12 protein-coding genes are annotated in these 12799 nt (G+C 67.4%); 1 reads left to right on the top strand and 11 read right to left on the bottom strand.

Annotation, left to right across the window (positions count from 1 at the left end):
- The first annotated feature begins 172 nt into the window (after nt 1–172).
- On the top strand, nt 173–1345 hold the full coding sequence (locus RIC54_RS16510; RefSeq protein WP_350090279.1) for a M20 aminoacylase family protein: 1173 nt from the start codon (nt 173–175) through the stop codon (nt 1343–1345).
- Between the two features lie 107 nt (nt 1346–1452).
- Here RIC54_RS16510 and RIC54_RS16505 read toward each other — a convergent pair whose 3' ends face one another.
- The 11 genes from RIC54_RS16505 to RIC54_RS16455 form a co-directional block, all read right to left on the bottom strand.
- The gene (locus RIC54_RS16505) at nt 1453–2232 is read right to left on the bottom strand and encodes an inositol monophosphatase family protein (protein WP_350090276.1); all 780 of its coding nucleotides are present in this window, start codon (nt 2230–2232) and stop codon (nt 1453–1455) included.
- Nucleotides 2233–2248: 16 nt separating this feature from the next.
- Nucleotides 2249–2563 (bottom strand): phosphoribosyl-ATP diphosphatase, encoded by a 315-nt coding sequence (hisE, locus tag RIC54_RS16500; protein ID WP_350090273.1) that lies wholly within the window; start codon nt 2561–2563, stop codon nt 2249–2251.
- Nucleotides 2560–4257 carry a Na/Pi cotransporter family protein gene (locus RIC54_RS16495; RefSeq protein WP_350090270.1) on the bottom strand — a complete coding sequence of 566 codons (1698 nt, stop codon included), beginning with the start codon at nt 4255–4257 and terminating at the stop codon, nt 2560–2562. The genes hisE and RIC54_RS16495 overlap by 4 nt, the downstream gene beginning before the upstream one ends.
- Before the next feature lie 37 nt (nt 4258–4294).
- A complete protein-coding gene (gene phnE / locus RIC54_RS16490; RefSeq protein ID WP_350090267.1) occupies nt 4295–5110 on the bottom strand; it encodes a phosphonate ABC transporter, permease protein PhnE in 816 nt (271 codons plus the stop codon).
- Complete coding sequence (phnE, locus tag RIC54_RS16485) at nt 5110–5913, bottom strand: phosphonate ABC transporter, permease protein PhnE (RefSeq protein WP_350090264.1); 804 nt, start codon at nt 5911–5913, stop codon at nt 5110–5112. The genes phnE (RIC54_RS16490) and phnE (RIC54_RS16485) overlap by 1 nt, the downstream gene beginning before the upstream one ends.
- Nucleotides 5910–6770 (bottom strand): phosphonate ABC transporter ATP-binding protein, encoded by an 861-nt coding sequence (phnC, locus tag RIC54_RS16480; protein WP_350090260.1) that lies wholly within the window; start codon nt 6768–6770, stop codon nt 5910–5912. Before phnC ends, phnE (RIC54_RS16485) begins: the two co-directional genes overlap by 4 nt.
- Nucleotides 6771–6800: 30 nt before the next feature.
- Nucleotides 6801–7763 carry a phosphate/phosphite/phosphonate ABC transporter substrate-binding protein gene (gene phnD, locus RIC54_RS16475; RefSeq protein ID WP_350090257.1) on the bottom strand — a complete coding sequence of 321 codons (963 nt, stop codon included), beginning with the start codon at nt 7761–7763 and terminating at the stop codon, nt 6801–6803.
- Nucleotides 7764–7942: 179 nt separating this feature from the next.
- On the bottom strand, nt 7943–9055 hold the full coding sequence (locus RIC54_RS16470) for a DUF1513 domain-containing protein (protein WP_350090254.1): 1113 nt from the start codon (nt 9053–9055) through the stop codon (nt 7943–7945).
- Nucleotides 9036–10118: an imelysin family protein gene (locus RIC54_RS16465; RefSeq protein WP_350090251.1), complete on the bottom strand. Its 1083-nt coding sequence runs from the start codon at nt 10116–10118 to the stop codon at nt 9036–9038. Before RIC54_RS16465 ends, RIC54_RS16470 begins: the two co-directional genes overlap by 20 nt.
- 1 nt (nt 10119) lies before the next feature.
- Entirely contained in the window at nt 10120–11325 is a 1206-nt protein-coding gene (locus tag RIC54_RS16460; protein WP_350090248.1) for a di-heme oxidoredictase family protein, read from the bottom strand.
- On the bottom strand, nt 11322–12797 hold the full coding sequence (locus RIC54_RS16455; protein WP_350090245.1) for a multicopper oxidase family protein: 1476 nt from the start codon (nt 12795–12797) through the stop codon (nt 11322–11324). Before RIC54_RS16455 ends, RIC54_RS16460 begins: the two co-directional genes overlap by 4 nt.
- Nucleotides 12798–12799 lie beyond the last annotated feature (2 nt).

The following is a 12799-nucleotide window of genomic DNA, read 5'->3' as shown; positions in this document are numbered from 1 at the left end:
GTCAAGCGCCCGCCGGCTGGGTGCGCGACAGTCACGCGCGAAGATTGGGTGTTGCCGTCGGACCCTGAATGCGGCCTATGATCAAGACAACCTCACCGTGGTGGACGGCGTCAGGCGTGCCCAGTCGCCCGGCTTTCCTGCTGGTTCCACTACCCCGTCTCGGAGTCGACCGATGCCGATCAACAACCGCATTGCGGAATTCCACCCGGACATGACCGAGTGGCGACGTGACATTCATGCCCACCCGGAGATCAAGTTCGAGGAGCATCGCACCGCGGCGCTGGTCGCTGACAAGCTGGAGTCCTGGGGCATCGAAGTGCACCGCGGGATCGCGCAGACCGGCGTGGTCGGGGTGCTGCGTGGCAATGGCTCGGGCACCGGTTCGATCGGGCTGCGGGCCGACATGGACGCGCTGCCGATGGACGAGGAGGGCGACCCGTCCTATCGCTCGAAGAACCCGGGCCGGATGCATGCCTGCGGCCACGACGGCCACACCACCATGCTGTTGGGCGCGGCCCGCTATCTGGCGGAGACCCGCAACTTCGACGGCACTGTGAACTTCATCTTCCAGCCCGCCGAAGAGGGCGGCGCCGGCGCCAGGATCATGATCGAGGAAGGGTTGTTCGATCGCTTTCCATGCGACACGGTCTGGGGCATCCACAACGCGCCGCACCTGCCGGCCGGTACCATCGGCGTGCGCCCCGGCCCGTTGATGGCGGCGGCCGACCAAGCGTTTCTGACCGTGAGAGGCCGCGGCGCGCATGCGGCCCGTCCGCATGACGGCGTCGATCCGATCGCCGTCGGCGTGCAGCTCTACCAGGGCATCCAGACGGTCGTCAGCCGCAACGTCGATCCCATCCACTCCGCGGTGGTCACGGTCGCGCAGTTCCACGCTGGAACCGCAAACAACGTGATCCCGGCCACCGCCGAGTTGAAGCTTTCGATCCGGACGTTCGACGACGGTGTCCGCGACCTGATCGAGGAGCGGATCCGCGCGCTGTGCGACGGCGTCGGCCTGATGTTCGGCGCCGAAGTCGATGTCGAATACCGGCGTGGCTATTCCGCGGTTATCAATCCCGCCGACACGGCGAACATCGTGGCGACCGTGGCCGATCAGGTGGTCGGACCCGAGAAGGTCGAACGCGATACGGCACCGATCATGGCGAGCGAGGACTTCGCGTTCATGCTGAGCGAGCGCCCGGGCGCGTTCCTGTGGCTGGGTGGCGGGGCGCCTGGCAAGGACTACGGGCTGCACCACCCGAAGTACGACTTCAACGACGAAGTTCTGCCGGTCGGTGCCAGCTTCTGGGCCAAGCTGGTGGAGACCCAACTGGCGCGAGGCTGACCTCAACGACGCCGGTTGTTCCCCTTCTGCACCGCCATCCCGGGCACCGCAACGCGGTGACCCGGGACCCGCCGTCACCACGCCGGACGTGACGGTGACGCGCGGCCTCAGGGCAGCAGGGGGAGCAACTGCTTGACCAGTTCGGCGTTGCCGGCGAGCAGGCGATCGGCCGACGGGCCGAGCCGTCCCGGCACGAACGGCACGGCCGAACCGCCCGCCTCCTCGACCAGCAGGATGCCGGCGGCGACGTCCCAGTCCAGCAGGTACGGGTCCCAGGTCGCATCCAGCCGGCCATCGGCGACATAGGCCAGTTGCAGCGCCGCGCAGCAATAGTTGCGGGTCTGCGCGCCGGCGCCGACCACGGCGGTGACGGCATCGATGTATCGCTCTGCCGGATGGCGGGGCGAATGGCCGACGCCGAGCACGGCACGCTCGAGCGTGCCGGCGCCGCTCACCCGGATGGCCGTCCCGTTGCGGGTCGCGCCACCGCCGCGCCGCGCCGCGAAGCTCTCGGCCGCGTTTGGGTCATGGATCACGCCAAGTTCGGTGCGGCCGTCACGGCGATAGGCTATCGATACGACGAACTGAGGGATGCCGCGCAGGAAGTTCTGGGTGCCGTCGATCGGGTCGATCACCCAGCCGGTCTCCACCGCTGCGCCACCATGCTCCTCGCCGACCATCGGGTCTTCCGGGAAACTGTCGACGATGACCTCGCGGATGGCCGTCTCGACCGCCCGGTCGGCGACGCTCACCAGATCCTGGGGGCCCTTCGTTTCAATCACCAACTCTGCGCGCCGCTCGAAATAGGAGCGCGCCAAGGCACCGCCCGTTTCGGCCGCAGTCAGCGCGATCCGCAGGCGCGCGGCGATGTCGTCATCCATGCTCATCGAACGGTGGTTCCTGTCAGCTTTTCGGCATCTTGCCGGCAAGGCCGAGGGCTTTTTCACGCTGTTCCATCTCGGCCCACACTTCCGATGGCGTGATGCCCATCCAGACCCACAGGACCATCAGGTTGTAGAGCAGGTCGGCTGACTCCCGGATCACCCCGTCGCGATCGGACACCACCGCATCGAGCGCGACCTCGGCGGCTTCCTCGACCACTTTCTTGGCTATCTTCGGATTGCCGTCACGAAGCAGCTGGGCTGTGCGGCTCTCTCCTGGAGATTCTGCCCGGGCAAGGTGAATCCCACGGTAGAGGCGGTCGATCGGGTGGGTCATCGGCTCTCGGTATCCGCATCGGAGGCAGGCGACTCCGCATTGTCGTCTGCGGGCTTCGGTGCGCGCAACCGGCTGGATGCGATCTGCCCGGCATCCTCCAGGATCGGGTAGGCGACCGAGGTGACGTGGCTGTTGATGCGCTTCAGATCGCGCAATACGTCGAGGTGCAGAGAACTGGTTTCCATCGATTCGAGCCGGCCGGCGCCGATCCGCGCGTAGTGGGCTTCGGAGAACCGCTGCTCCATCTCGCGGATGTGGACCTTCTGTTCCAGCAGCTTGCGCGCCAGCTTGATGTCGCCGGAATTGAAGACGTTAAGCGCCAATTGCAGGTTGGCCACGACCTGGGCATGCATCGAGGTGATCTCGGCGAAGCCCTCCTTCGAGAACGAGGAATGCGCCTTGATCTTCTTGCTGGCGAGTTCCATCAGGTTCTTGTCGATGATGTCGCCCACATGCTCCAGGTTGGTGGTGAAGCTGAGGATCTCGATGGTGCGGCGGCTCTCCGACGGGTCCAACTCGTTGCGGGCCAACCGGGTCAGGTAGAGCTTGATCGCCTCGTGCAGGCTGTCGACCGTGTCGTCGCAGCGCTCGACCTCCTTGACCAGACTGGAGTCGTCGCGCCGGAACACCTCCATGGAGCGGGCCAGCATATCGGCGACCACGTCGCCCATGCGCATGGTCTCACGGCTGGCGCAGGACAGCGCCACCGTCGGCGAGTCGAGGGCCGACTGCTCAAGGTAGCGCGGTTGCTTTTCGTCGTCAGTCGCCGCCTGCTCCGGCAGGATCTTCATGACGATTGCTGCGACACCGCCGACGAACGGCAGGAAAACGATGGCCAGCGCCAGGTTGAACGCGGTGTGGAAGTTCGCCACCCGGTGGCCGATATCGAAGGACACGGCGCCGAGATAGGGGATCACGTAAGGAATGGTCCATACGCACACCGCAGCCCCCGCCACTCGCATCAGCAAGTTTCCGAGCGGCACGCGGCGGGCTGCCGATGGTTGGCCAAGTGTCATGATCAGCGGCGTGATGGCGCCACCGACGTTGGCGCCCAGCACAAGGGCCAATGCCAACTGCAGGCTGATGACGTGCAGCGAGGCCAGGGTCATCACCAGCACCACGACGGTCAGGCTGGAGTGCGCAAGCCATGTCAGAACCGCGGCCAACAGGATCGCCAGCAGCGGTTCGTCGGTCAGCGGCCGCAGGACGACCGACAGGGTCTCCGCCTCGCGCAGCGGATGCGAGGCCAGCATGATCAAGCGGATCGCCAGCAGCATCAGGCCGAGGCCGATCATGATCCGGGACAGATTGCGCCGCTTGGAATCCTCGGTGCGCAGGAAGCCGACGACACCGATGAGCAGGAACAGCGGCGACAGCCACGAGACGTCGAGCGACAGCACCTGGACCACCAGGGTGCTGCCGACGTCGGCGCCCAGCATGACGGCGAGTGCGGCGGGCAGGGCAATCAACCCGCGTCCGCCGAACGACGAGACGATCAGCGCGGTCGCGGTGCTGCTTTGCAGGATACCCGTGACCGCCATGCCGGTCGTGAACGCGGTCAGCCGGCGGCGGGTCGCCACGGCGATGCCGCGGCGGATGGCAGAACCGAACGCCCGGGTGACGCCGGTGCGGACCATCCGGATGCCCCACAGCAGAAGCGCGATGCCGCCGGCGATGTCGATCAGGATGTGCAATCAGGTACCCTCGATTGCCGGTTAAACGGCCCAGGCGTCAGATGATGGCGTGACGGACCCGGGCGGAGACCCATTCGCTGACCAGCACGGTCAGCAGAATGAGGATGAAGATCACGGTAACTTGCGGCCACGCCAACACGTTCAGCGAATCCTGGAGCTTGAGGCCGAGACCGCCGGCGCCGACCAGGCCGAGCACCGCGGACTCGCGAATGTTGATGTCCCAGCGAAACACACAGATCCCGGCGAACGCCGGCAGCACCTGCGGAACGATCGCGTAGTCGATCACCTGGGCGGTCGACGCGCCCGTGGCGGTGACCGCCTCGACCTGGCTCTGGTCAATCTCCTCGATCGCCTCGTACAGCAGCTTGGCGACGAACCCGACCGACCGCAGGGCGATGGCCACGATGCCGGCCGACACCCCGGGTCCGATGATCGCGACCAGCAGCAGAGCCCAGATCAGCGCGTTGATCGACCGGCTGGACACGATTGCCAGCAGGGCGAGCGGGCGGGCGAAACGGACGCTGGGCGTGGTGTTGCGGGCCGCCAGGAAGGCGATCGGCACGGCCATGATCACCGCCAGCAGCGTACCGAGGGTCGCCATGTTGATGGTGTCCCACAGGGGCTCCATCAACGCCGGCAGGTAGCTCCAGCGCGGCGGTATCATGCGCGACCCGATGTCGGCGGCCTGGGTCGGAGCGTCGGTGACGAAGGCCCAGATCGTATCCTGGGTCATGACCTGCCAGCAGAACGCGAACAGCGCGACCAGGGCGAACCAGCCGACCCAGATCAGCAGCTCGGCGCGCGGAGTGCGCTTGCGCCAGGAATCCGGGAAGGAACGGGAGGTTTCGGCCATCACTGGATCCGTCCGCGGATGATGCTGGAGCCATACTCGGCTATCATGACGATCACGATGATGATGATCAGGATCGCCGCTGCAGAATCGTATTCGTAGCGGTCCATGGCGGTGTTCAGGGTGGCCCCGATGCCGCCGGCGCCGACGATGCCGATCACAGACGATTCACGGAAGTTGATGTCGAGTCGGTACAGGCTGAGCCCGATCAGCCGCGGCATGACCTGCGGCTGGATGCCGTAGTTCACCACCTGCCACCAGCCGGCGCCGGTGGCGCGGACCGCCTCGGCCTGGGCCTCGTCGATGTCCTCGATGTCCTCGGCCAGCAGCTTGGCCAGGAAGCCGATGGTCGCGAACGACAGCGTCAGGAAGCCCGCGAACGGACCGAACCCGAACATCGCCACGAACAGGATGGCGATGATGATCTCCTGGAAACTGCGCGACAGGGCGATGATGCCGCGGCACACGAGATAGATCGGCAGCGGCGCGATGTTGCGCGCTGCGCCGATGCCGATCGGGACCGAGATCAGAATGCCGACCACCGTCGAGGTCACGGTCATGGTCAGGCTTTCCTGCATCCCCTGGGCGATGTCGCCCCACCGGCTGACGAAGTCGGGAACCAGGAAGCCCTTCACGAACCGCAGGCCGCGGTCGAGGCCCTCGTAGACCCGCACCCAGTTGACGTCGACCGACGCAAAGGCGAGCACCAGATAGGTCAGGCTGCCCAGGTATACGGCCCAGCGCAGGCGTGGGTTGGTGATTAGCGGCGGGCGGCGCCAGACCGTCGGCATGGCGGCGGTGGTCACGACAGCCCCGCCATGCGTTCGCGGTCCAGGACGCTCTCCGGCGAGTGGTGCTCGTCGTCGGCCGCCGCCGCTTCGTCGAGCGCCTCTTCATCGTCGACGGGGCGGATCGTGGCGGACCAATCCTCTTCGCCGTAGATCCGGGTCAGCACCTCTTCGTCGAGTTGGTCCGGCGGGCCGTCATAGACCACTTCGCCAGCCTTCAACCCGATGATGCGGCGCACGAACTGCTGGGCCAGCGCCACGTCATGGATGTTGATGATGGCCGGCAGGCCGTGCTCGTCGCAGATTTCCACGATCAGCCGCATGATCTGCCGGGAGGTCTTGGGGTCGAGCGACGCGGTCGGCTCGTCGACCAGCAGCAGGTCCGGACCCTGTGCCAGGGCGCGGGCGATGCCGACGCGCTGGCGCTGGCCGCCGGACAGGGCGTCAGCGCGTTTGTCGACGTGGTCGGTCAGACCGACCCGGTCGAGCAGGCCGTATGCCTTGGACACCGCATCCGGCGGGTACTTCCGGAAGAAGCTGCGCCAGAAGCTGACATAGCCGAGCCGGCCGGACAGCACGTTTTCCATCACCGTCAGGCGTTCGACCAGGGCGTATTCCTGGAAGATCATGCCGATCCGCCGGCGGGCCCGCCGCAGCGGGCCGCGCCCGAGCCGGGTGAGTTCGGTCTCGCCGAGAAACACCTGGCCCGAGCTTGGCTCAACCAGCCGGTTGATGCAGCGGATGAGGGTCGACTTGCCGGCACCGGACGGCCCGATCAGCCCGACCACCTGCCCCGGCTCGACGGTGAGCGATACCCCGGACAAGGCCCGGTCACCGGTGCGGTAGGTCTTTGTCAGGTTGTCCAGACGCAGCATCGAATCAATCTCCCCTCACCCGGTCGCAACTTACTTGCAGCTGTACGAGACGCCGTTGGCCGAATCGATCTTCCGGATAACGTCCCAGTGTGACTGATAGGTGATCGGGATGAACTGCTCCTCGCCGGAGCGGGCGAATTCTTCCTTAAGGGCCGAGCCTTCCCAATCGAAGGTGAAGAAGGCTTCCTTGATCTTTTCCTGCAGCGCCGGCTTCAGGTTGTGGACGTAGCCGAAGCCGGTGGTCGGGAAGGTCTGCGACTTGTAGATCGAGACGACCTGGTCGGCCTTGATCACGTCGCGCGCGATCATCCGGAACATCACCGAGTTGGCGATCGCGGCGGCCGGATAGTCCTTGTTGGCGACGCCGAGCACCGAGTTGTCGTGCTTGCCGGAGAACACCGGCTCGAAATCCTTGCCGGCCTCCAGACCGTATTCGGCCTTCAGGATCGCCGAAGGGGCCTTGAAGCCGGAATTCGATGTCTGGGCGGTAAATGCCAGCTTCTTGCCCTTGATATCCTCGACTTTGGTAATGCCGCTGCCCGGGTAGGTGATGATCTCCATCTCGTAGCCGAAGCTGCCGTCTTTGCTGGCCATGATTGCGAACGACACGAAGCCGGCACAGTTGACCGCCAGGGGGTTGGAGCCGGTGTTGAAACCGGCAACGTGCAGGCGTCCCGCACGCATCGCCTCGATCTGGGCGGCGTTGGACTGCACCGGGAAGAACTGGGCCTTCTTGCCGGTGACCTTCTCCATGTGCCGCAGGAATCCGTCCCAAACCTTGGCGTAGACCGCCGGATCCTCGACCGGGGTGTAGGCGAAGATGAGCGTGCTGGGGTCGACCTGCTGGCTGGGATCGGTCGGGGTATCGGCGACCAGGTCGCCGTTCTCATCCTTGAATCGTGAGTCCAGCGCCGAACCGGGGTGCGACCAGGCCAGCACGGTGGCCATGACGGCCGCCACTCCGGATGCTTTCAGGAATGCGCGTCGAATCATCTCTTTTCCTCCCTACGGGTTGTCGTTGCCACGGGCTTGGTTGCCGACGTGTCACGTCGATCCGAACCACATTTCGACAATGCTACAAGCATCGAAACGTTGATTGGGCATAATTTTCGATTCCGAGCATAATCATGTTCGAAGCGAATACCACTCCGAACGCGTCGGCTTCTGTTCGATCAGAGCCGTGCGAAGTGGTTGTCGAACGCCAGGCCGGCGATCGGGGAGATCGTCGCGCGCTTCAGGGGGGGCGTTAAGACAAGCGGGCCGATCGCGCCGGCGCCATCGCTGATCCACAGATGATCGGTACCGGGCTCGTTGCCCAGCCCACACGCATCGGGCGCTGCCACCAGGCCAATCAACCGTCGATCGGCCAGGTCCCACACGCCGACCCGGCCGCCTCGTGGGAAGCTGGCGGCCAGGTAGCGGCCGGTGGCATCGATCGCCAGGTCGCCGACATAGTTGCGGGTGTCGGCGGGTGCCATGGGTTCCTGGTTGAGCAGGGAGACCGTTCCGTCCGGCGCCCAGGTCCCGGCGAGCGGAACGGCGTCGCCCGCCGGTCCCTCGTACTGCATGCCGAAGCCGGTGGTGCCGTCCGGACCGATCGCCAGATGCCGGATGCTGAGCTGGTGCAACTCGCGCGGCAGGGCCAGCCGGCGCAGCAACGCGCCGGTCTTGGCATCGACCGCGCTCAGCGCCGGCTCCATGGTCGAGAGGTTCAGCTTGGCCCGCCCGCTGTCCGGATGGGTCAGCAGTCCGCCATTGGCGATCATCAGGGTCCGGCCGTCCGGACCGAGCGCCAGATCATGCGGGCCGATCCCATGGGCCTCGATTTCGCCGACCCGGGTATAGCCGTCGGCCGCATCCCACACGCCGATCACCCCACGCCCGCCGCCGTAGTCGTTCTCGGTGGTGTAGATCAGCCGCTGGAGGGTATCGAACACCGCGTGACCATAGAAGTGGCGGCCGTCCGGCGCCGCGAGGTGGCGGCGGATCGAACCGTCGGCAAGGTCGACCACCAGCAGGAACCGGCCGGGCCGACGGGCCATGACGACAACCTCGCCTCGGCTCGCCGCGATCACCGGTTCGTGGCCGCGGTCCGGCAGCGGGGTGACGAAGCGGACGGTCCCGTCGGGTTCGATGCCGACCACGGCGAAGCGACGGTCGGGCAGGCGGGCGGTCGACACCAGCAATCCGGTGCCGGCTCGGGCAAGCCGCGGGGTCGGCGACAGCCCGAACCCCAGTGCCGCCCCCCACAACAGGGCGCGGCGGTCAATCACCGTCGAGCGCATTGAAACCCACCTTCAGGTCCAGGGCGGCGGCCAGATCCTGCTGGGTCATGTCGCGCAGGTGGCCCAGCACGACGGACAGGTAGTCGAGCTTGCCGCGGGCAGCTTGGTCATAGACCGCTTCTTCGATTGGAAGAGTGATCGCCGCAACCGCCGCCGCGGCATTGTCGAACTCGAACGCCATGGAGCCGCCGATCCAGCGGTACTCGTCGGGTAGGGCGCGAGCGAAGCCGGCAGCGGTGGCGAAGGCGTTCAGCGCCTGCAGGTCGGCGCTCAGGACGGCCAGGGTCAACCCGGACCGCCGGAACGGCGCACCCATCGGCCGTGCGGCGTTCATGTCATCGCCCAGGGCCGGTTTCAGCTTCTGGTCCCGAACCACCTGCAGGCCGGTGCCGAGCGCGCGGTGCAGTTCCGACAGCGCCTCCGACGGGGTGCGGTACAGCGGATTGGCGCCCCCCGGCGCCAGCAGACGGCTGGCAAATCCCCGCGGGTCGGCCCAGTCGTCCGAAACCGAAGCTGCCAGGTCGGCCAGCGCGCGGGCGGCGGCAAGGGAGTACGCGCAGCGGAACGTCCCGGCCTCGCCCGGGTCGCCCGCCGGGTCGCCGTCGCCGCCATACAGCAGGTATTCCAGCGCGGTCAGCCCCTGCAGCGCCACGCTCTTGCCCGCCAGTTGCGACGGATCGGTGACGGTCGGGTCGCGGTCCTCGAGCGCCCGGCGGATCTGGCGCTGGCCGATGCCCTTGGGGTCCGGCCAGAAGGCGACGCGTTCCAATCGGTGCCGGTCGACGAGCGGGCCGAAGCGCAGGAACTGGATGCCGCTCCAGCCCTCGACGGCTCTCCGGAAGGCGGTCTCGAGGGGTTGGCGGGTGTCCGGAGAGGGTGCATCGCAGAACCGTTTGACGGCGCCATTCAATGCGTGAGCGTCTTCGGCAAGTCGGCTGAAAGCCGGGCGGATGTAGTCGGAGATGCCCCGTGCCACGATTTCGGTATTGCGGGCTGGATCGCCGGAGACCGCCGGTCCGGTGCAGATGGTCAGGAGGGCCAAGCCGATCAGCAGACGCCGCATGTCACAACCCTTCCAGATAGGCCAGCAGGCGTGTGGCCTCATTCGGTGTCAGAGCCAGGTAGCGAGCGCGTGCCGACGCGGCTTCGCCACCATGCCACCGGATGGCCTCGTCGACCGTAGCGGCCCGCGCGTCGTGCAGGAACCGGTCACCCCGTCGCACCCCGACACCCAGCCCCCACAACGGCGCCGTACGCCATTCTGACGGCGATGCGGTCCCCTCGGGAAAGCCGCCGGCGAGCCCTGGACCCAGGTCGTGCAGCAGCAGGTCGGTGAAAGCCGGAACCGGCCGGCCGCCGGCGCTGTTCAGCGCCGGGACGTGGCAGGCGGCACAACCGGTCTTCGCAAACAGCGCCGAGCCGTCTGCATCGGCCGATGACCGCGGGGCCGGCAGCGCGGCGACATAGGCGACCAGCGCTCGCAACGCATCACTCGGGATCTCCACACCCTCGGCGTGTCCGTCGTTGCCGTGCGGGGCGGTCATGCACGCGGCCTCGCCGCGGGTGCAGTCGCCGGCGTGGGATGGACGGTGCGGCGTGGAGAGGCCGAGGTCGGTCACCAGCGCGGCTTCGGTCTGGGTGACCACGGTCGGCTCCATTGCCTTCCAGCCGAACCGGCCGTTGCCCAGTCGGCCGGAGACGCCGTCGCCGTTGCGGTCCTCGGGATCGGCCATCGCCTCCAGGGTCGCCTGCGGGATCTGCGCAAGCCACCCGATCCCGCGCAGCGACGGTGCGCGGCGCGCTTCGATCCGGGTGCGGGCATCGAGCGGTCCGTAGGCGAGGGCATCGAGCCGGATCCCGATGATCGTTGGCCCCAGATCCGGGCTGGGCGACGGCGCGAGGTCGACCGTCACCGTTGCCTCCGGCGCTACCTGCGCCGTTCCCATGCGCTGGATCTGCAGGCCGTAGACCGGATCGCCGGGGCCGGCGTCGGTGCCGAGGCGAACCACCAGTTCCGACGGATCGAGGCTGCCGTCGCTTTGGGCTGCCGTCTTCGAACCTCCGCCCCCGGCATGGCAGGCCGCGCAGGACCGGGCCGAGTGCAGCGGGCCCAGACCGTCGCTGCCGCGGGTCGAAGCCGGTGAGGGCACCCAGACCCGGTCGAACAGCGCCTTGCCGACGGCAACGTCCAGCGGTTCGGCAACCGCGCCGCCGGCTGCCACGCCAATGCCGAGGGCGAGGACGAGGACAAGGGTGAGCCGGCGCCTCATGTGACGGTCACGTAGCCCATCATCCCGGTGTCCTGATGCTCGATGATGTGGCAGTGGAACATCCAACGGCCGGGGTTGTCGGCGACGAAGGCAATGCGCACCCGTTCTTTCGGGGTCAGCAGCACGGTATCGGCCCAGTGCACCGGCCGGTCGACCTTGTTGGACTCCAGCACCTTGAAGGTGTGGCCGTGCAGGTGGATCGGGTGCATGTGCGGTGTGACGTTGCGCAGCTCGAACTCGTAGGTCCGGCCGCGCGTCAGCTCGGCCAGTGGCGGCGGCGGAAACTCGTGCCCGCGCTCGGGCCAGGACTGCTTGTTGATCGCCCAGTAGGTTGTCGGGTTCAGGCACAACGACCGGCCGAGGTCGATGACGTCGCCGTTCGGCGCCACCACGGCGCGGTTCACGGCGGTCGAGCTGAACGTGAACGGCAGGACCTCGGCGTTCCGCAGATCCGGCTCGGGCAGGTGCGGGGCGTACAGCGGGGCGGGATCGAAACCAGTCTCTGCGTCCGGGACCGGGCCGTCTCCGGCCAGCGTCATCAGCGTCACCGGATCCTTGGCGAAATAGTCCACGATCCGGGCGGTCTCGCCCGGTTTTGGTGCCCGGACCGTCAGATCCAGGCGCATGGCGGGGCCCAACCGCCAGTCGACCAGCGGGAACGGCGACACGGCGTTGCCGTCGGTGGCAATCACGGCGGCATCGGTGCCCTCCACGCCGATCTGCGAGACCCGCGTGACGTCGAGATTAAGGACCCTTACGCGCACGTCCCGGCCGGCCGGGATGCCGACCGTGGGCGTCGGCCGGAAGTCGGTCGAGCGCACCGTTCCGAAGGTGCCTGCCTTGGCGGCACCGGAATCGGTCAGGAAGTCGAGGAATTCGCCGGTCGTCTCGTCGATCCGCCAGTCCTTCAGCAGGCACAGCACGTCGGCGGCGTAGCGCTTCGGTGTGTCGCCTTCGACGATCAGCACCCCGGCCAGGCCACGACCCAGTTGCTCGACGGTGTTGCAATGCGGATGGAAGAAGAAGGTGCCGGTGTCCGGCAGGGCGAAGCGGTAGTCGAACGCTTCGCCCGGCTCGACCGGCTGCTGGGTCATGTAGGGGACGCCGTCCATCGCATTCGGCAGCCTGATGCCGTGCCAGTGCACCGACGTGTGCTCGGGCAGCCGGTTCTCCAGCCGCGCCTCCAGGGTGTCGCCGCGTCGGGCGCGGATCACCGTGAGCGGCTCGTCGCCGAAGGTCCACAGCGGTGACGCGGGTCGGTCATCGCCGAGCAGTTGCATCGGTCGCGGGGCCGCGGTCAGCAGCGCGCGCCGAACGGCAGGAGCGACGGGATCAGGGCTTGGCGGAAGCGGCTTCGGCGACTGCCCGCGCGCGGCCAGTCCGCCGACCGACAGGACGGTCGCGGCGGCCGAACCGCCGATCAGGAAGCGGCGGCGGCTGTGTCGCGATGCGAGGCTTCGGTCGAGCGTCATGA

This window comes from Thalassobaculum sp. (assembly GCF_040219215.1).
Lineage (GTDB): Bacteria > Pseudomonadota > Alphaproteobacteria > Thalassobaculales > Thalassobaculaceae > Thalassobaculum_A.
The sequence above is the reverse complement of the archived record's forward strand: the minus strand, read 5'-3'. Positions and strand labels throughout refer to the sequence as shown.